Source organism: Sphingosinithalassobacter sp. CS137 (assembly GCF_014334115.1).
GTDB lineage: Bacteria > Pseudomonadota > Alphaproteobacteria > Sphingomonadales > Sphingomonadaceae > Sphingomonas.
On sequence record NZ_CP060494.1, the window covers coordinates 729,149 to 746,707 of the forward strand.

General features: G+C 67.1%; 19 protein-coding genes. 8 read left to right on the forward strand and 11 right to left on the reverse strand.

Going from position 1 to position 17,559, the window contains the following annotated elements; all coding sequences use genetic code 11:
- Window positions 1-10 precede the first annotated feature (10 nt).
- From ccoO to H7V21_RS03395, 8 genes are read left to right on the forward strand one after another with little or no spacing between them, the layout of a single operon-like run.
- On the forward strand, window positions 11-745 hold the full coding sequence (ccoO, locus tag H7V21_RS03360; protein ID WP_188055248.1) for a cytochrome-c oxidase, cbb3-type subunit II: 735 nt from the start codon (window positions 11-13) through the stop codon (window positions 743-745).
- Window positions 742-906: a cbb3-type cytochrome c oxidase subunit 3 gene (locus tag H7V21_RS03365; protein ID WP_188055250.1), complete on the forward strand. Its 165-nt coding sequence runs from the start codon at window positions 742-744 to the stop codon at window positions 904-906. The genes ccoO and H7V21_RS03365 overlap by 4 nt, the downstream gene beginning before the upstream one ends.
- Window positions 903-1,853, forward strand: coding sequence for a cytochrome-c oxidase, cbb3-type subunit III (gene ccoP / locus H7V21_RS03370; RefSeq protein ID WP_188055252.1), 951 nt, complete (start codon window positions 903-905; stop codon window positions 1,851-1,853). Before H7V21_RS03365 ends, ccoP begins: the two co-directional genes overlap by 4 nt.
- Window positions 1,853-3,313: a cytochrome c oxidase accessory protein CcoG gene (ccoG, locus tag H7V21_RS03375; protein WP_188055254.1), complete on the forward strand. Its 1,461-nt coding sequence runs from the start codon at window positions 1,853-1,855 to the stop codon at window positions 3,311-3,313. Before ccoP ends, ccoG begins: the two co-directional genes overlap by 1 nt.
- The gene (locus tag H7V21_RS03380; RefSeq protein ID WP_188055256.1) at window positions 3,313-3,765 is read left to right on the forward strand and encodes a FixH family protein; all 453 of its coding nucleotides are present in this window, start codon (window positions 3,313-3,315) and stop codon (window positions 3,763-3,765) included. Before ccoG ends, H7V21_RS03380 begins: the two co-directional genes overlap by 1 nt.
- On the forward strand, window positions 3,762-5,876 hold the full coding sequence (locus tag H7V21_RS03385) for a heavy metal translocating P-type ATPase (RefSeq protein ID WP_188055258.1): 2,115 nt from the start codon (window positions 3,762-3,764) through the stop codon (window positions 5,874-5,876). Before H7V21_RS03380 ends, H7V21_RS03385 begins: the two co-directional genes overlap by 4 nt.
- Window positions 5,873-6,034, forward strand: coding sequence for a cbb3-type cytochrome oxidase assembly protein CcoS (gene ccoS / locus H7V21_RS03390; protein ID WP_188055260.1), 162 nt, complete (start codon window positions 5,873-5,875; stop codon window positions 6,032-6,034). Before H7V21_RS03385 ends, ccoS begins: the two co-directional genes overlap by 4 nt.
- Window positions 6,031-6,252, forward strand: coding sequence for a hypothetical protein (locus H7V21_RS03395; protein WP_188055262.1), 222 nt, complete (start codon window positions 6,031-6,033; stop codon window positions 6,250-6,252). Before ccoS ends, H7V21_RS03395 begins: the two co-directional genes overlap by 4 nt.
- A 185-nt stretch (window positions 6,253-6,437) precedes the next feature.
- On the opposite strand, the gene H7V21_RS03400 is transcribed toward H7V21_RS03395, so the two are convergent.
- From H7V21_RS03400 to H7V21_RS03450, 11 genes are all read right to left on the reverse strand, one after another.
- Window positions 6,438-7,100 carry an OmpW/AlkL family protein gene (locus H7V21_RS03400; protein ID WP_188055264.1) on the reverse strand — a complete coding sequence of 221 codons (663 nt, stop codon included), beginning with the start codon at window positions 7,098-7,100 and terminating at the stop codon, window positions 6,438-6,440.
- Between the two features lie 130 nt (window positions 7,101-7,230).
- Window positions 7,231-9,336, reverse strand: coding sequence for an acetyl/propionyl/methylcrotonyl-CoA carboxylase subunit alpha (locus tag H7V21_RS03405; protein WP_188055266.1), 2,106 nt, complete (start codon window positions 9,334-9,336; stop codon window positions 7,231-7,233).
- 10 nt (window positions 9,337-9,346) lie between these two features.
- Window positions 9,347-9,751: a lysozyme inhibitor LprI family protein gene (locus H7V21_RS03410; protein ID WP_188055268.1), complete on the reverse strand. Its 405-nt coding sequence runs from the start codon at window positions 9,749-9,751 to the stop codon at window positions 9,347-9,349.
- Window positions 9,748-10,578: an alpha/beta hydrolase gene (locus tag H7V21_RS03415; protein ID WP_188055270.1), complete on the reverse strand. Its 831-nt coding sequence runs from the start codon at window positions 10,576-10,578 to the stop codon at window positions 9,748-9,750. Before H7V21_RS03415 ends, H7V21_RS03410 begins: the two co-directional genes overlap by 4 nt.
- 2 nt (window positions 10,579-10,580) lie before the next feature.
- Window positions 10,581-11,588, reverse strand: coding sequence for a biotin synthase BioB (bioB, locus tag H7V21_RS03420; protein WP_188055272.1), 1,008 nt, complete (start codon window positions 11,586-11,588; stop codon window positions 10,581-10,583).
- A complete protein-coding gene (locus H7V21_RS03425; RefSeq protein WP_188055274.1) occupies window positions 11,585-11,947 on the reverse strand; it encodes a hypothetical protein in 363 nt (120 codons plus the stop codon). Before H7V21_RS03425 ends, bioB begins: the two co-directional genes overlap by 4 nt.
- Window positions 11,944-14,076 carry a methylmalonyl-CoA mutase gene (gene scpA, locus H7V21_RS03430; protein WP_188055276.1) on the reverse strand — a complete coding sequence of 711 codons (2,133 nt, stop codon included), beginning with the start codon at window positions 14,074-14,076 and terminating at the stop codon, window positions 11,944-11,946. Before scpA ends, H7V21_RS03425 begins: the two co-directional genes overlap by 4 nt.
- 54 nt (window positions 14,077-14,130) lie before the next feature.
- Window positions 14,131-14,916: an enoyl-CoA hydratase-related protein gene (locus H7V21_RS03435; protein ID WP_188055278.1), complete on the reverse strand. Its 786-nt coding sequence runs from the start codon at window positions 14,914-14,916 to the stop codon at window positions 14,131-14,133.
- A gap of 96 nt (window positions 14,917-15,012) precedes the next feature.
- The gene (gene mce / locus H7V21_RS03440; RefSeq protein WP_188055280.1) at window positions 15,013-15,432 is read right to left on the reverse strand and encodes a methylmalonyl-CoA epimerase; all 420 of its coding nucleotides are present in this window, start codon (window positions 15,430-15,432) and stop codon (window positions 15,013-15,015) included.
- A complete protein-coding gene (locus H7V21_RS03445; protein WP_188055283.1) occupies window positions 15,429-15,959 on the reverse strand; it encodes a hypothetical protein in 531 nt (176 codons plus the stop codon). The genes mce and H7V21_RS03445 overlap by 4 nt, the downstream gene beginning before the upstream one ends.
- A 14-nt stretch (window positions 15,960-15,973) precedes the next feature.
- On the reverse strand, window positions 15,974-17,500 hold the full coding sequence (locus H7V21_RS03450; protein WP_188055286.1) for an acyl-CoA carboxylase subunit beta: 1,527 nt from the start codon (window positions 17,498-17,500) through the stop codon (window positions 15,974-15,976).
- Window positions 17,501-17,559: the final 59 nt, after the last annotated feature.

The window sequence follows — 17,559 nt, forward strand, 5'->3', positions numbered from 1 at the left end:
CGATAGATCAATGGCAAAGCTCCTCGACCACGGCCGCATCGAGCGCAACGTCACGCTGCTGCTCGTGCTCGCCCTCATCACCGTGGCGATCGGCGGGATCGTCGAAATCGCCCCGCTCTTCTGGATCCGCTCGACCGTCGCGAAGGTGGAGGGGATACGCCCCTACACTCCGCTCGAACAGGCGGGTCGCGACATCTACATCCGCGAAGGCTGCTACAACTGCCACAGTCAGATGATCCGTCCGTTCCGCGACGAAGTGGAGCGCTACGGCCATTACAGCCTGGCTGCGGAAAGCATGTACGATCACCCGTTCCAATGGGGATCGAAGCGCACCGGGCCGGATCTCGCGCGCGTCGGCGGCCGCTATTCGGACGAATGGCACGTCCAGCATCTGATCGATCCGCGCTCGGTGGTGCCCGAATCGATCATGCCCGGCTATGCCTTCCTCGGCGAGCGCCGGCTGCGAGTCGAAGGGATCGACGCCAATCTGCGTGCGCTGCGCGCCGTCGGCGTTCCCTATAGCGACGAAGACATCGCCCAGGCCGAAGCCGACCTGATCCTTCAGGCGACGAACGACGCCGACGCCGAGGATTTCCTGCAGCGCTATCCCAAGGCGCAGGTCCGCGATTTCGACGGCAACCCCGATCAGGTGACCGAGATGGATGCCGTCGTCGCCTATCTCCAGATGCTCGGCACGCTGGTCGATACCGATGCCGTCGAGGCGCAGGAGGTGGTGACCCAATGAGCACCTACGACACGCTGCGCCACTTCGCCGACAGCTGGGGACTGCTGTTCCTGTTCGGCGTGTTCCTCTTCGCCGTCTGGCGCGCGCTGCGGCCCTCCGCCCGCGCGCACATGGAAGAGGCCCGCACCATCCCGCTCCGCGACGAGGAACCCGGTCAATGAGCACCGACCACGAAGACAAGCAGATCGACGCCGCCACCGGCACCGAGTTCAAGGGCCACGAGTGGGACGGCATCCAGGAGCTCAACACGCCGCTGCCCCGCTGGTGGCTGTGGACCTTCTATGCCACCATCATCTTCGCGATCGGCTATTGCATCGCCTATCCGGCCATTCCGCTGCTCGACCGCGCGACCGCGGGCGTGCTCAACTGGTCGAGCCGCGGCCAGCTCGAAAAGGACGTAGCGGCTGCCGAGGCCGAGCGCGCCTCGGTGACCGAGGAGCTCGCGCGCATTCCGATCGAGCGGCTCGATCCGGAATCGCCGCTGATGCGCGCCGCGATCGCCGGTGGCGCCGCCGCCTTCCGCGTGAACTGCGTCCAGTGCCACGGTTCGGGGGCGGCGGGCAGCAAGGGCTATCCCAACCTCAACGACGACGAGTGGCTATGGGGCGGCGATCTCAGCGCGATCCACTACACGATCGCGCACGGCATCCGTCAGCCGGGTGACGAGGATACGCGCATGTCGCTGATGCCGGCGTTCGGCCGCGACGGGATGCTGAGCTCGGAAGAGATCGAGGACGTCGTCTCCTATGTCCGCGTGATCTCGCATCAGGAGCAGCCGAGCCAGTCGGCCCAGCGCGGCGCAACGATTTTCGCGAACAACTGCGCCGCCTGCCATGGCGCGAACGGCACCGGCTCGCGCGCGTTCGGGGCGCCCAACCTCACCGATCCGATCTGGCTCTACGGCGGCGACCGGGCCACGCTGAACGAGACGGTCACCAACTCGCGCCGCGGCATGATGCCGGCGTGGGACGGCCGCCTCGATCCGGTCACGATCAAGATGCTCGCGGCCTATGTCCACTCGCTGGGCGGCGGCGAGCAGTCCGCCAATGTGGGCGATCCGGTCACCTCTCCCGACGCGCCCGTCGCCGGGGAAACGGAAGCCGAATAATGTCGACGCATTCCGACCGCACCGGCAAGGCACAGAAGGGCGGCGGGCTCTACGCCCGCCGTGCCGACATCTTTCCGCGTGCGGTCGACGGCTTCTACCGGCGGCTGAAGTGGGCGATCATGGGCGTGACGCTCGCGATCTACTACATCACGCCGTGGCTGCGCTGGGACCGCGGGCCCTATGCGCCGGATCAGGCGGTGCTGGTCGATCTCGCCAACCGGCGCTTCTACTTCTTCTCGATCGAGATCTGGCCGCACGAATTCTATTATGTCGCGGGCCTGCTGGTGATGGCGGGTGTCGGGCTGTTCCTGCTGACCTCCACTGTCGGCCGCGCCTGGTGCGGCTATGCCTGCCCCCAGACGGTCTGGACCGACCTCTATCTCCATATCGAGCGGTTCATCGACGGCGACCGCAACGCCCAGCTGCGTCTCAAGAAGGCGCCGCTCGGGCCGAAGAAGATCTTCAAGCGAGTCACCAAGCACGCCGCCTTCCTGATCGTCGCGGTCCTCACGGGCGGCGCCTGGGTCTTCTACTTCGCCGACGCGCCGACGCTCGCACGTGACCTCGTTGCCGGCGACGCCGCGACCGTCGCCTATCTGACGATCGGCGTGCTCACCTTCACCACCTATTGGCTGGGCGGGTGGATGCGCGAGCAGGTGTGCATCTACATGTGCCCCTGGCCGCGCATCCAGTCGGCGATGCTTGACGAGCGTTCGCTGATCGTCACCTACAAGGACTGGCGCGGCGAACCGCGCAGCCGCGGGACCAAGCGCCAGAGCGACGATCCGGTCGGCGACTGCATCGACTGCAACGCCTGTGTCGCGGTGTGCCCGACCGGAATCGACATCCGCGAGGGGCCGCAGATCGGCTGCATCACCTGCGCGCTGTGCATCGATGCCTGCGACGAGATGATGTCGAAGGTCGATCGTCCGCGCGGGCTGATCGACTATGCGACGCTCGAGGATTGCGACGCGGAGCGCAAGGGCGCCGCGCCGGTTCCGGTCCGCCGCACGATCTTCCGTTCGCGCACCTTCCTCTATTTCGGCCTTTGGGCGGCAGTGGGCCTCGGCATGTTGTTCATGCTCGGCCAGCGCACTCGGCTCGACCTTTCGGTGGGGCAGGAGCGCAATCCGCTCTACGTCCAGCTCTCGGGCGGCGAGGTGCGCAACGCCTATACGGTCAAGATCCGCAACATGGAGACGCGGCCCCGCCCGGTCCGGGTCTCGATCGAAGGGCTGCCCGGCGCGGTGATGTGGGATTCGCTGGGCAGCGACGACAGCGCCGCGGCAGCGCTCGAAATCGAAGTGGGGCCCGATCAGGTCGAACGGCGGCGCATCTACGTTCGCGCGCCGCGCCAAGGCGAAGCGCCCGCCGAATTCCGCTTCCGCCTGACCAGCCTCGACGGAATGCCGGCAGAGGACATCGACAGCGTCCGCTTCGACCGGCCGGGAGAAAACTGATGCTGCGACGCTTTACGGGCTGGCACATGCTGGCGGCGATGATCGGCTTCTTCGGCGTCATCATCGCGGTCAACGTCACGATGGCGACGTTCGCGACGCGGACGTTCGGCGGCGTGGTGGTGAAGAACAGCTATGTCGCCAGCCAGAAGTTCAACGGCTGGCTGGCCGATGCGCGCGCGCAGGAACGGCTCGGCTGGTCGACCCGGGTGCAGGTGATCGACCGGCGGCTCGTCGTCATGGCCGATGCCGCGGGACCTCTCGCGGGCGCGACGATGCGCGCGACGGCCACGCATCCGCTGGGCCGACTTCCCGAAGTGCAGCTCACCTTCCACGAGGCCGAGCCGGGGCGCTACGTCGCCAACACCCGCCTGCCCGTAGGGCGCTGGCGCCTGCGTCTCGGCGTCGAGCGCGGGCCCGATCGCGCCGCCTTCGTCGAGGAAGTGACGGCGTGACCACTGCCGAAGCCTATAGCGCCTTCAGCGTTCCTGGCATCCGCTGCGCGAGCTGCATTGCGAAGATCGAGCGCGAGCTGACGCCGCTGCCCGGCGTCCGCTCGGCGCGCGTGAACGTCACCAGCAAGCGCGTGCTCGTCAATCACGACGGCAGCATCGACGCGGGCGCGCTGCGCGAGGCGCTCGCGCGCATCGGCTTCGACGCCGAGCCGATCGGCGCCGCGGCGCCGGCACAGCTCGGCGAGACGCGCGGCCTCGTGCGGGCGCTCGCCGTCGCCGGCTTCGCGGCGATGAACGTTATGCTGCTGTCGGTCTCGGTCTGGTCGGGGGCCGAGGGTGAGACGCGCGAGCTGTTCCACTGGCTCTCCGCGCTGATCGCCATGCCCGCCATCGCCTATGCGGGGCAGCCCTTTTTCCGCTCGGCATGGGCCGCGCTCAAGCGCGGGCGCACCAATATGGACGTGCCGATCTCGATCGGCGTGGTGCTGGCCACTGCGCTCAGCCTGTTCGAGACCGCCACCGGCGGCGCGCACGCCTATTTCGACAGCGCGATCATGCTGCTGTTCTTCCTGCTGTGCGGGCGTTTCCTCGACAGCGTGATGCGCGATCGCGCGCGCACCGGCGTCGAAACGCTGCTGCGCCAGACCGCACCCGGCGGCACGGTGATCCTGCCCGACGGCGGCACTGCCTGGCTGAAGGCCGACGCGATCGAGCCGGGCATGCGGCTGATCGTCGCGGCGGGCGAACGGCTCGCGGGGGACGGCGTGGTCGAAAGCGGCAGCAGCAGCCTCGACCTCTCGCTCATCACCGGCGAGAGCCGCCCCGAGCCGGTGGCGCCCGGCGCCCGCGCGGTTGCAGGCACGCTCAATCTCGACGCGCCGATCACGGTGCGCGTCACTGCCGCGGGCGAACTCACCACGATCGCCGAAATCGCCCGGATGATGGATGCGGCGGGGCAGAGCCGATCGCGCTACGTTCGCATCGCCGATCGGGCCGCGCGCTTCTATGCGCCTGCCGTCCATGCGCTGGCGGCGCTTTCGTTCCTGGGCTGGATGCTGGCAGGCGCCGGCTGGCACGACGCGCTGCTGATCGCAGTCGCCGTGCTCATCATCACCTGCCCTTGCGCGCTCGGTCTGGCGGTCCCCGCGGCGCAGGTTGTCGCCGCCGGCGCGCTGATGCGGCGCGGCATCCTGGTGAAGGACGGTTCGGCGATCGAGCGGCTCGCCGAGGCCAATACGGCGCGCTTCGACAAGACCGGGACGCTCACGCTCGGTCGTCCCGCTGCGCAGCGGCCGCTGGCGCTCGATTCCGCGGAGGCACCGGTCGCGCTCGCACTCGCTCGCGCGAGCCGCCACCCCCTCGCCCGTGCGCTTGCGCAGGCGCTCGAAGCCGACGGCGTGCGTGCCGCCGATGTTTTGGAGCTGCACGAGCTGCCCGGGCGCGGCATCGAGGCAGTGCTCGGCGACGGACGGCGCGTCCGGCTCGGGGCTCCGGACTGGGTCGGCGTCGCCGCGCCCGAGGCGAGCCTCGCCACTGCTTTCCGCCTGGGCGATGCGCCGCCGCGCCTGTTGCGCTTCGCCGACGCGCTTCGCCCCGGCGCCGCGCAGGCGCTGGCCGAGCTGCGGGGGATCGGGATCGATTCCGCTATCCTGTCGGGTGATCGCGCCGAAGCGGTCAATTCGGTCGCCCGGGAACTCGGGATTCCCGCTGCGGCGCAGCTGACGCCGGACGCCAAGCTCGAACGGATCGAAGCGCTCCGCAGCGAGGGCCAACACGTGCTGATGGTCGGCGATGGCCTTAACGACGGCCCCGCGCTCGCCGCCGGACACGTATCGATGGCCCCCGCCTCGGCGAGCGACGTCGGCCAGACCGCGGCCGATCTCGTCTTCCTCGGAGACGGTCTCGAGCCCGTGCCGGTCGCCGTGCGCGCCGCGCGCCGAACGCTGCGGGTCGTCCGGCAGAATTTCGCGCTGGCGATCGCCTACAACGTGTTCGCCGTGCCGCTGGCGATCGCCGGGCAGGTGACTCCGCTTATCGCCGCGCTGGCGATGTCCGGGTCGTCACTGATCGTCGTCGCCAATTCGCTGCGCCTGCGGGGATCGGCGCGATGAACGGCCTCGCCTTCCTCATCCCCGCCGCGCTGCTGCTCGGCCTCGGCGGCCTGGTCGCCTTTCTCTGGTCGCTGAATTCGGGGCAGTATGACGATCTCGACGGCGCGGGAATGCGCATCCTGATCGACGAGGACGAGGGCGAGGAACCTCCGCGATGAACCGGCGGCTGTTGCTCCTGCTGCCACCGCTCGCGCTCGCGGCGCCGCCCGCCCCAGCGCAACCGGCCGACTCGTTCTCGGTCGCGATCTGCGGCGGCATCGGCAGCATCGAGATCCCGCTGAACCCCGGCAAGCCGCACCCGCGACGCGAGGGGCCCTGTGCGGTCGCCTGCCATGCGATGGTCTGCGAACGGAGGGGTGGCAAGCCGGGCCGCTGACTCGCCCACGGCGGGCTCCCGGCGTCGACCGGCAGGCGGTTTTACACCGCAGCTCCGCTCGGCGATCGCGCTCAGGCACAAAAATGGCCGGCCGGGGCAATTCCCGGTCCGGCTGCTAGCGCCAATCTCCAGCTGTCGCACGGAGGAACGGAGGGAGAGCGCCGGCAGGCGCCCTCCCCGTTCGATCAGAAGCGGATACCGAGGCCGATCGCGGCGACGACCGGATCGATGCTCACGTCCACCGTGTTCACGGCGGCGCCGGTGCGCAACGTCGCGGTGGTGTCGATGTCGATATATTTCACGTCCGCATTCACGAACACGGTGTCGGAAATATCGAAGTCGATCCCGGCCTGAAGCGCATAGCCGAAGCTGTCGTCCATCTCGATCGAGGTGGCACCGATCGCGCCTTCGAGCGCGTCGCTGGCATTGGGGGAATAGAAGATCGTGTAGTTCACGCCCGCGCCGAGATAGGGATGCACACGTCCCTCGGGCAGGAAGTGGTATTGCATCGTCAGCGTCGGCGGCAGCACCCAGGTATCGGCGAGCTCGCCCACCGGCTCGAGCGACCCCCGACCCGTCACCTCATGATTGGTGGTGGCGAGGATCAATTCGAAACCCAGGTTCGGAGTCGCCATATAGGTGAAATCGACTTCGGGCATGAAGCTGTCGCTGACGCCGACCTCGCTGCCGGGGAAGCCGGGCGTGACGGGCCCGGAGTCTTCGGTCGGCGAGACGAGAATGCCGCGGAGTCGGACGAGCCAGTCGCCCCCTTCACGGGCGGTCTGCGCCTGCGCGGGGACCGCAATGGCACTGCCGGCCAATGCTGCGAGAAGTAGAGCGGAACGCATGTTGTGCCTCCTGTTGTTCAGGAGGCCGGGCTACGCCCACGGTCGTTGCGCAGAGTTGATCCAGCGCAAACTCCGCCTGCGTATTGTACCGGAGAGGATCGTTACACAGGCGGCATGGAACGGCGGGCGATCACTCGAACTCGAGGATCGCCGCATCGACGGCCAGGCTGTCGCCGGGCGCGAAATTCGCCGCCTTTACGGTTCCGGCCCGCTCGGCGCGCAGGATGTTCTCCATCTTCATCGCCTCTACGACTGCGAGCGGCTGCCCCGCTTCCACCGTGTCGCCCGGGCCGACGTGCAGCGTCGTCAGCAACCCCGGCATCGGACAGAGCAGGAACTTGCTCATGTCCGGCGGCACCTTCTCGATCATGTGTCGCCGGTAGCGCGCGACATGCGGCGGCAGCACCTCGACGCTATGGGAGGCGCCATGCGCGGTCAGCCGCCAGCCACTGCGGGTCCGGGCGACTCCGACCGTGATCGGTTCGTCGTCGACTCTCGCCGCGAACAGCGGCTCGCCCGGGCGCCAGTGTCCCACAACATCGAGCGGCGGCTCATCCTCGTCATAGTTGACCAGAAGGCCGCCGTCATAGCCGTCGATCGAGAGCTCGAAACGATCGCCATCGACGGTCACGACACGATCGGGCGACAGAGGTGGATGATCGGTCAGCTGGCCCGAGATCCTGGCGTCGCGTTCGGCCCGCGCCAGATCGATTACCGTCGCCAGCGCGGCAAGCTTGCGCCGCAGCGTCGCGTCCGTCGGCGCGCCCTGGAATCCCTCGGGATACTCTTCGGCGATGAAGCCGGTGGTCAGCGCCCCCTCGCGAAAGCGCGGGTGCTGCATGATCGCCGACAGGAAATCGACATTGTGGCCGATGCCCTCGATGCGGAACCGGTCGAGCGCAGCGACCTGCCGTTCGGCCGCTTCGTCGCGCGTCGGCGCCCAGGTGACGAGCTTGGCGATCATCGGATCGTAGAACATCGAGATTTCCGAACCTTCGACCACGCCATCATCGACGCGGGTATATCCGCCACCGCGGCTTCCCGGCGCGTTCGAAGTCGAGACACTATCCGCACCGTCCGCGGCACGTGCCTCGGCTTCGCTCGGGACGAACGGGTGGCTATAGTCAGTCTCGCGGGACGCAGGCGGCAGATAGCGGACCAGCCGACCGGTCGACGGCAGGAAGCCGCGATACGGATCCTCGGCATAGACGCGGTTCTCGATCGCCCAGCCATTCAGCCGCACGTCTTCCTGCCCGAACGCCAGCTTCTCGCCCGCCGCGACACGGATCATCTGCTCGACGAGATCGAGCCCGGTCACGGCTTCGGTCACCGGATGCTCCACCTGGAGCCGCGTGTTCATCTCGAGGAAGTAGAAGCTCTCGCCCGTCGTATCGGCGCCCGAGACGATCAGCTCGACCGTGCCGGCGCTGTAGTAGCCGACGGCGCGGGCGAGCGCGACCGCCTGCTCGCCCATCGCCTTGCGCATGTCAGGCGTGACGAAGGGCGACGGCGCTTCCTCGACGACCTTCTGGTGGCGGCGCTGTATCGAGCATTCGCGCTCGCCCAGATAGACAATGTTGCCGTGCTGGTCGCCGAGCACCTGGATCTCGATATGCCGGGGGCTCTCGATGAACTTCTCGATGAAGACGCGATCGTCGCCGAAGCTCGCCAGCCCTTCGCGCTTGGTCGCCTCGAACCCGTCGCGGACATCCTGTTCGGACCAGGCGAGCCGCATCCCCTTGCCGCCGCCGCCCGCCGAGGCCTTCATCATCACCGGATAGCCGATGTCCCCCGCGATCTTCACCGCCGCGTCGGTATCGGCGATCTCGCCCAGGAAACCCGGGACGACGTTCACCCCCGCTTCCTTGGCGAGCTTCTTCGATTCGATCTTGTCGCCCATCGCCGCGATGGCGTTCGGCGGCGGGCCGATGAACGCCACGCCGGCATCAGCGCATGCCTTGGCGAAGCTCTCGCGCTCCGACAGGAAGCCATAGCCGGGGTGGATCGCATCGGCGCCGGTCGCCTTCGCGGCCTCAAGAATCTTGTCGGCGAGCAGATAGCTCTCGCTCGCGGGCGGCGGGCCGAGCCGCACTGCCTCATCGGCCATCTGGACGTGCGGAGCGCGCGCATCGGCATCCGAATAGACCGCGACGGTGGCGATCCCCATGCGCTTTGCGGTCCGCATGACGCGGCACGCGATTTCGCCGCGATTGGCGACCAGGATTTTCTTGAACATCAATTCGCCTTCACATCGTCATCGAGTGGAGCAGTTCGCGCAGCTGCCGGGTGCGCGTGCGCGTCAGCGTCGCCTTGCAACTGGCGACCAGCATCGGCTGCATCGATCCTGCGCGCGCGACATAGCCTTCGGTCCGGCAGTGCGTGTCGCGGAAGCGGAGCCACGCCCGCTGCGCCGCGATCAGCGCATCGGCATAGCCCGGCCCGTCGCCGGCCGAAGTCCCATGTCCGTCCGCATCGCGCGCGCGCATCGCGGCGAGCGTCTCGTTCCATTGCGCGTTCAGCGCGACGTCGGCCTGCTCGAACTCCGCGCCGGCGCAGGCGGTCATCGCGCTCTGGGTCTGCGGATCGGAACAGTCGCGCGACGGCGCATCCTGCAGGGCCACAGCGAGCGTCAGCAATAGCCAGGCCGTCATTCCGCTTCTCCTTCGGTCGGGTCGGCATAGGCCCATCGCAGCGCGTCGAGTGCCGCGCCATGGTAGATGGTCGAATGCGCTTCATCGGGCCGCGGCACATAGGTCCAGCGCAATCCCTCCGGTGCCCGCTGCCGAAGCGCGGCGACCAGCAGGTCCATGCCGAGCTGGTGCAGCCCGCCTTTGTCGGCGACGGTGAGGTAAAGCCGCCGCTCGGCGCCGTCCTGCGCGTCGAGCGCGGCCCCTGCGGTGCGGCCGACCGCCACGCGATCCCACCACAGGCTGGGGCTGATCGCGAGATAGCTGTCGAACAGATCCGGCTGCGTCAGAAAGGTGTCGACGATGAAGAGTCCCGCGAGCGACTCCCCGATCACCGCGCGCTCGCCGGTCAGACTGTAGCGCGCCTCGACGAAAGGGATCACTTCGTCGGCGAGGTGGCGGCGGAACCGCTCGGCTTGGCCTGCGGTCGGATACTCCGCCAGTATCTCCGGATCGCTGGCCGTAGGCGCAAGCTCGTTCACCCGGTCTCCGGTCTCGATCCCGACGACGACCATCGCCGGGTACATGCCGGAGAGGCCGCCGAGATGCGAGAGGCCGGCGATATGATACCAGTCCTGCGCCAGCCCGCCGTCGATAACGTACAGCGCCGGGCAGGCGCTTTCGGCATCGCATCCGGGCGGCGCCCAGACGTTCACCGTCCGCTCGGCATCCATCGCCGTCGAGGTGAGCCGATAGCTGGTCCCGAAGCCGATTTGCTGGCCAGCCGTCGCATCCTGCGCAGCGGCGGGCGTCGCCGCCACCGCTGCCGCCAGAACGAAAAGCCCGCGCATCCTCATTCCGCAGCGGCTTCCATCCGGCACGCCCGCATCGGCTCTTCGCCGGTCATCGGCTTCAACCCCAGCTTCGCCAGCATCGCGCTATCGGCGTCATCGCCCGCGTTCGCTGCGGTGAGCAGCTTGTCGCCGGTGAAGATGCTGTTCGCGCCCGCCAGGAAGCACAAAGCCTGCGTCGCCTCGCTCATGCTCTCGCGGCCAGCGGAAAGGCGCACCATGCTCATCGGCATGGTGATGCGCGCCACCGCCACCGTCCGCACGAATTCGATGTCGTCGATCTTCGCGAGCGGCGTGTCGGCCAGCATGTCGCCCAGTACGGTGCCCTTCACCGGCACCAGCGCGTTGATCGGCACGCTTTCGGGATGCCGCTCCAGCGTCGCCAGCGCATGGAGGAAACCGACGCGGTCGCCGCGCTGCTCGCCCATGCCGACGATCCCGCCCGAGCAGACGTTGATGCCGGCGTTGCGGACATTGTCCAGCGTTTCGACGCGCTCCTCGAAGCTGCGCGTCGAGATGACGTTCGCGTAATTCTCGGGCGCGGTGTCGATATTGTGGTTGTAATAGTCGAGCCCCGCATCCTTCAGCATCGCCGCCTGCTTGGGCGTCAGCATGCCGAGCGTCATGCAGGTTTCCATTCCCATCGCGCGCACGCCGCTGACGATCTCGACGATCGCGGGCATGTCGCGGTCCTTGGGATTGCGCCACGCCGCGCCCATGCAGAAGCGCTGCGAGCCATTGTCCTTCGCCTGCGCCGCGCGCTGGAGCACTTCGCGCGGGTCCATGAGCTTGGTCGCCTTCACGCCGCTGTCGGCATGCACGCTCTGCGAGCAATAGCCGCAATCCTCCGGACAGCCGCCCGTCTTGATCGACAGCAGCGTACACAGCTGAACCTCGTCCGCCGCGTGATGCGCACGATGCACCTCGGACGCGCGGAACAGCAGCTCGGTGAACGGCAGGTCGAACAGTGCGGCGATTTCCTCGCGGGTCCAGTCGGTACGCGGCGTCAAAACAATACTCCCAACCAGATAAACGAAAAGGCGCCGACGCCGGCGCCGAGCCCCGCCACCGCAGCGGTGTGCATCCACCAGGCACGCCGGGGCAGCGGCGTTTCCTTGCGGCGCGCGGTAATGACTTCGGCGATCGCCGAAATCGAGGAAAAGCCGCTGATCGCCAGCGATACCAGCACCACGACGAGGGTCGCCGGCTTGATCGCCTCCGCCTTGTCACTGCCCGACAGCGTCAGCACGCCACCGAAGGCGAGCAGCGTCGTCGTCAGCAGGAACTTGGAATAGTCATACAGCAGGATGTCCGTGTCAGGACCCGGATCGACCAGCTTCGCTGGGGTGACGGTTTCCTCGTCGCTCATTCGGCGGCCTCCTCGGCAGGTGGCATGTTGTGGCCCAGCAGCTTGAGCACCTCGGCCGCGGCGGTCACCAGATTCGTGCCGGGCCCGAAGATCGCCTGCACCCCCGCCTCGCGCAGGAACTCGTACTCCTGCGACGGGATCACGCCCCCGGCGACCACCTTGATGTCGGGCCGCCCCGCCTCCCGCAGCCGCCGGATCAGCTCGGGGACCAGCGTCTTGTGCCCTGCCGCCAGGCTCGATGCGCCGACCACGTCGACCTCGCGCTCGATCGCGAGCCGCGCGGCTTCCTCGGGCGTCTGGAACAGCGGCCCCGAGACGACATCGAAGCCCAGATCGGCGAACGCCGATGCGACCACGTTCGCGCCGCGATCATGCCCGTCCTGCCCCATCTTGGCGACCAGGATGCGCGGGCGGCGGCCAAGTCGCCGTTCGAGCGCGGCCACGCCTTCCTCGGCGCGCGCCCAGCCCGCATCCTCGGCATGGGCCGGGCCATAGACGCCGCGGATCGGGGTGACGCTCACCCCATGCCGATCGAACACCGCCTCCATCGCCGCCGACATTTCGCCGAGCGTGCAGCGCGCGCGCGCCGCCTCGACGCACAGGCCGAGGAGATTGGCGTCGCCCGCCGCCCCCTGCCGCAGTGCGCCCAGCGCGGCCTGCGCCGCCTTCTCGTCACGCTCGGCGCGGACGCGCTCGATCCGGCGAATCTGGTCGGCGCGCACCTTGGCATTGTCGATGTCGAGGATGTCGATCTCGTCGGCCTGCGCCGGGCGATATTTGTTCACGCCGACGATCACGTCCTCGCCCCGGTCGATCCGCGCCTGCCGCGCCGCCGCGGCGCGCTCGATATGCTCCTTGGGGATCCCCTTCGCGACCGCGTCGGTCATCCCGCCGGCGGCTTCGACTTCCTCGATCAGCGCCCAGGCCTTGTCCGCGAGCTCCTTGGTCAGCGCCTCGACATAATAGCTGCCGCCCAGCGGATCGACGACGTTCGTCATCCCCGTTTCTTCCTGGAGGATCAGCTGCGTGTTGCGCGCGATCCGGGCGGAGAAATCGGTGGGCAGCGCGACCGCTTCGTCCAGCGCATTGGTGTGCAGGCTCTGCGTGCCCCCGAACGTCGCCGCCATCGCCTCGATCGTGGTGCGGATGACGTTGTTGTAGGGGTCCTGCTCGGTCAGCGAGACGCCGCTCGTCTGGCAGTGCGTGCGCAGCATCTGGCTGCGCGCATTGCCGCCGAAATCGGCGATGATCCGGCTCCACAGCGTGCGCGCGGCGCGCAGCTTGGCGACTTCCATGAAGAAGTTCATGCCGATGCCGAAGAAGAAGCTCAAACGCCCTGCAAAAGCGTCAATATCCAGCCCGCGATCGAGCGCCGCGCGGACATAGGCCATGCCGTCCGCCAGCGTGAACGCCAGCTCCTGCACAGCCGTCGCCCCGGCCTCGTGCATGTGATAGCCGCTGATCGAGATCGAATTGAATCGTGGCATGTTTTCGGAGGTGTAGGCGATGATGTCCGCCACGATCCGCATCGAGGGCTCGGGCGGATAGATATAGGTATTGCGGACCATGAACTCCTTGAGGATGTCGTTCTGGATCGTCCCCGAGAGCTGGTCCTGCGATACGCCCTGCTCTTCCGCCGCGACGATATAGAAGGCCAGGCACGGCAGCACCGCGCCGTTCATCGTCATGCTGACCGACATGGTATCGAGCGGAATGCCGTCGAACAGGATCTTCATGTCCTCGAGCGTGTCGATCGCCACGCCAGCCTTGCCGACGTCGCCCGTCACGCGCGGGTGATCGCTGTCGTATCCGCGATGCGTCGCCAGATCGAACGCGACCGAAAGCCCCTTCTGCCCCGCGGCGAGATTGCGGCGATAGAAGGCGTTCGATTCCTCGGCAGTGGAGAAACCGGCATATTGGCGGATCGTCCAGGGGCGCCCCGCATACATGCTGGCCTTCACGCCGCGCGTATAGGGGGCGAAGCCCGGCAGGCCAGGATCGGCGGCATCCTGCGCGGTGTAGAGCGGCTTCACCGCGATGCCCTCGGGCGTCTCCCACCCCAGGTCGCGCCCCTTCACTTCCTTGGCGGCAAGCGCCTTCCAGTCGTCGAGCGTGGGTTTGTCAGCCATTCGCAATCTCTACTCTTTCGCACGTCCGGGTGCATCCACGCCGCTCAGCGGGAATCACGCACCCTTGAATTCCGCATCGCGCTTCTGAAGGAAGGCGGCCCCGCCCTCGGTCGCGTCCGCGGTCCGCCGCGCGGCGCGCTGGTTCTCGGCCTCGCGCTCCATCGTCTCGGCGAGGCTGTGGCTCATGCCATAGGCGACCTGCTGGCGCATCAGTCCCATCGCGACGGTGGGACCGCGCGCCAGCCGGTCGGCGAACATCCACGCCTCGTTCTCGAGCACGTCGTTGGGGACCAGGCGATAGGCGAGCCCCCATTCGAGCGCCCGCTCCGCCTTGATCCGCTCGCCCAGCAGCAGCATCTCCATCGCGCGGCCACGGCCGATCAGCCGAGGCAGCATCCAGCTCGCGCCGCCGTCCGCCACCAGCCCGATGTTGACGAACGCCTGCAGGAAATAGGCGCTTTCGCCCGCGATACAGAAATCCGCCGCCAGCGCCAGGCTGCACCCGATCCCGGCTGCGGCGCCCTGTACCGCGCTCACCACCGGCACCGGAAGATCGGCGATCGCCTGGATCGTCGGGTGATAATGGTCGGAAAGCGCTTTGTACGTCGCATCGCCGGGCTCGCCGTCGCGCGCCGCGCTCGCGCTGACGTCGGCGCCGGAGCAGAAGCCGCGTCCAGCACCGAGCAACAGCACCGCGCGGGCATCGCCGAGCGCATCGAGCGCATCGCGGATTTCGTCGAACATCTGCGGCGGCGCGGCGTTCAGCCGCTCGGGCCGGTTGAGCGTGATGCCGAGCACGTCGCCGCGCCGTTCGGTGAGGATCATTTCATAGTCGGTCATTTCAGTCGTCCCTCTCCCGCCCGCGCTACACCGGAACCGTTCGTACTGAGGAGGGGCTGAGCCTGGCAAAGCGGCTCCTCAGGTCGAACGGAGCGTCTAGTGCCCGCCCTTCGGCGTCTCCATCAATTCGGTCAGCACCCCGCCCATGTCCTTGGGGTGCAGGAAGATCACCGGCGTGCCATGCGCGCCGATCCGCGGCTCGCCCAGCACCTTCACGCCCTTCGCCTCCATCTCGGCCTTGGCGGCGTAGATGTCGGGCACTTCGAAACAGACATGATGCTGCCCGCCTGCCGGGTTCTTCTCGAGAAACTTCGCGATCGGCGAATTCTCGCCCAGCGGCTCGAGCAGCTCGATCTGGCTGTTCGGCGTGTCGACGAAGCACACGCGCACGCCTTGTGCGGGCAGGTCGAAGGGTTCGCCGATGCGGGTGGCGCCCATGATGTCGCGATAGCGGGCTACTGCCGCCCCAATCGAGGGCGTTGCGACGCCAACGTGGTTCAGGGGACCGAGTTTCATGCGTTTCCGTCTTTCTCAGACAGATATTCTAAGACCTTATCCTTGATTTCGGTGATTTCGTGCTGCGTCAGAAAGCTGACTTCTAGCGCATCACCCGTGTCGCAATCGGTAATCCGATGATTGCGGACCAGTCCTTCAATCATCTCTCGCGCCCATGTATTTTCTTTCACTCGGGCCATCTCGCACAGGACTTCAAACCTGTCAGTGATAGAAAATCTAGAGTCTGCAAGAAACTGTCCAAAAAGTCCTGCGGAATTGAAGCCGCTTTCGCCGGGCCAACCAGCGCAGTCAGCTCCCCAACTGCGGACGAATGCCGATGGGTTACATTGCGAAATGAAGTCTTCCCATTCAGCGCACAGGAAATTTATTTCCTTGCGTCCAGCGGACCCCGCCATCCAGTCCCAATAGTATACCACGTCCTTCTCATCGAAGAGGCCCGCTTCGACGTCCAACCCGGTGAGGTAGGAATATTTCGCATCAAAAGAGCGATTGACTCGCCCCTGCTTGTCGAATGGCTCTCTATCCATGCTGCCGCTCCTGTTTAAAGCGGAATATTGTCATGCTTCTTCCACGGGTTCTCGAGCTGCTTCCCGCGTAGCTTCCGCAAGCCCAGCGCGATCCGCCGCCGCGTGGAATGCGGCATGATGACTTCGTCGATGAAGCCCTTGCTCGCCGCCACGAACGGGTTGGCGAAGCGCGCCTCATATTCCGCGGTCTTCTCGGCGATCTCCTCGGGCGTGCGGCCGCGGAAGATGATCTCCACCGCGCCCTTCGCTCCCATCACAGCGATCTCGGCGGTCGGCCACGCATAGTTCAAGTCGCCGCGCAGGTGCTTGCTCGCCATCACGTCATACGCGCCGCCATAGGCCTTGCGCGTGATCACCGTGATCTTGGGCACCGTTGCCTCGGCATAGGCGAAGAGCAGCTTCGCGCCGTGCTTGATGATGCCGTTATGCTCCTGCCCCACGCCCGGCAAAAAGCCCGGCACGTCGACGAACGTCACGATCGGGATGTCGAATGCGTCGCAGAAGCGAACGAACCGCGCCGCCTTCTTCGACGAATTGATGTCGAGCACGCCCGCCAGCACCATCGGCTGGTTCGCGACGATGCCCACCGTGCGTCCCTCGATCCGCCCGAAGCCGATCAGGATGTTGCCCGCATGCGCCGGCTGCAGCTCGAAGAAGTCGCCGTCGTCGACCGTCTTCCGGATCAGCTCGTGCATGTCATAGGGTTGGTTGGCGCTCGGCGGGATCAGCGTGTCGAGGCTCGGCTCGAGCCGATCCCACGGATCGTCGCACGGCCGCTCGGGCACTTCCTCGCGGTTCGACGCGGGCAGGAAATCGATGAAGTCGCGCGCGGCGAGCAGGGCCTCGATATCATTCTCGAACGCGACGTCGGCGACCGAGGACTTGGTCGTGTGCGTGATCGCGCCGCCCAGCTCCTCCTGCGTCACGACTTCGTTGGTCACCGTCTTCACCACGTCGGGCCCGGTGACGAACATGTAGCTCGAATCCTTCACCATGAAGATGAAGTCGGTCATCGCCGGCGAGTACACCGCGCCGCCCGCGCACGGCCCCATGATGAGGCTCAGCTGCGGGACCACGCCCGATGCGAGCACGTTGCGCTGAAACACCTCGGCATAGCCGCCCAGGCTCGCGACACCCTCCTGGATGCGCGCGCCGCCGCTGTCATTGAGGCCGATTACCGGTGCGCCGACCTTCAGCGCCATATCCATGATCTTGCAGATCTTCTGCGCGTGCCGTTCCGACAGCGAGCCGCCGAAGACAGTGAAATCCTGGCTGAAGACGAACACCAGCCGGCCGTTCACCGTGCCCGATCCGGTGACCACGCCGTCGCCGGGGATCACCTGATCCTCCATGCCGAAATCGGTGCAGTTGTGCTCGACATACATGTCGAGCTCCTCGAACGAGCCGGGGTCGAGCAGCACGTCGAGCCGCTCGCGCGCGGTGAGCTTTCCCTTCGCATGCTGGGCGTCGATGCGCTTCTGGCCACCGCCCATCCGCGCCGCCTCGCGACGCTGCTCCAGTGCTTCGAGTATGTCGAGCATGGGTTCTCCCGATGTTGCGCCCTTCCCTCACAGGGACGGGCGCGGCGCGCAACTGCAAT

What these genes read in the sequence shown, in the direction of transcription:
- H7V21_RS03435 (WP_188055278.1), bottom strand. Translation starts at nt 14,916, where the DNA reads ATGACCGACTATGAAATGATCCTCACCGAACGGCGCGGCGACGTGCTC.
- ccoP (WP_188055252.1), top strand. Translation starts at nt 903, where the DNA reads ATGAGCACCGACCACGAAGACAAGCAGATCGACGCCGCCACCGGCACC.
- H7V21_RS03450 (WP_188055286.1), bottom strand. Translation starts at nt 17,500, where the DNA reads ATGCTCGACATACTCGAAGCACTGGAGCAGCGTCGCGAGGCGGCGCGG.
- mce (WP_188055280.1), bottom strand. Translation starts at nt 15,432, where the DNA reads ATGAAACTCGGTCCCCTGAACCACGTTGGCGTCGCAACGCCCTCGATT.
- H7V21_RS03445 (WP_188055283.1), bottom strand. Translation starts at nt 15,959, where the DNA reads ATGGATAGAGAGCCATTCGACAAGCAGGGGCGAGTCAATCGCTCTTTT.
- H7V21_RS03410 (WP_188055268.1), bottom strand. Translation starts at nt 9,751, where the DNA reads ATGACGGCCTGGCTATTGCTGACGCTCGCTGTGGCCCTGCAGGATGCG.
- H7V21_RS03415 (WP_188055270.1), bottom strand. Translation starts at nt 10,578, where the DNA reads ATGCGCGGGCTTTTCGTTCTGGCGGCAGCGGTGGCGGCGACGCCCGCC.
- H7V21_RS03405 (WP_188055266.1), bottom strand. Translation starts at nt 9,336, where the DNA reads ATGTTCAAGAAAATCCTGGTCGCCAATCGCGGCGAAATCGCGTGCCGC.
- scpA (WP_188055276.1), bottom strand. Translation starts at nt 14,076, where the DNA reads ATGGCTGACAAACCCACGCTCGACGACTGGAAGGCGCTTGCCGCCAAG.
- H7V21_RS03395 (WP_188055262.1), top strand. Translation starts at nt 6,031, where the DNA reads ATGAACCGGCGGCTGTTGCTCCTGCTGCCACCGCTCGCGCTCGCGGCG.
- H7V21_RS03400 (WP_188055264.1), bottom strand. Translation starts at nt 7,100, where the DNA reads ATGCGTTCCGCTCTACTTCTCGCAGCATTGGCCGGCAGTGCCATTGCG.
- ccoO (WP_188055248.1), top strand. Translation starts at nt 11, where the DNA reads ATGGCAAAGCTCCTCGACCACGGCCGCATCGAGCGCAACGTCACGCTG.
- ccoS (WP_188055260.1), top strand. Translation starts at nt 5,873, where the DNA reads ATGAACGGCCTCGCCTTCCTCATCCCCGCCGCGCTGCTGCTCGGCCTC.
- H7V21_RS03425 (WP_188055274.1), bottom strand. Translation starts at nt 11,947, where the DNA reads ATGAGCGACGAGGAAACCGTCACCCCAGCGAAGCTGGTCGATCCGGGT.
- ccoG (WP_188055254.1), top strand. Translation starts at nt 1,853, where the DNA reads ATGTCGACGCATTCCGACCGCACCGGCAAGGCACAGAAGGGCGGCGGG.
- H7V21_RS03380 (WP_188055256.1), top strand. Translation starts at nt 3,313, where the DNA reads ATGCTGCGACGCTTTACGGGCTGGCACATGCTGGCGGCGATGATCGGC.
- H7V21_RS03365 (WP_188055250.1), top strand. Translation starts at nt 742, where the DNA reads ATGAGCACCTACGACACGCTGCGCCACTTCGCCGACAGCTGGGGACTG.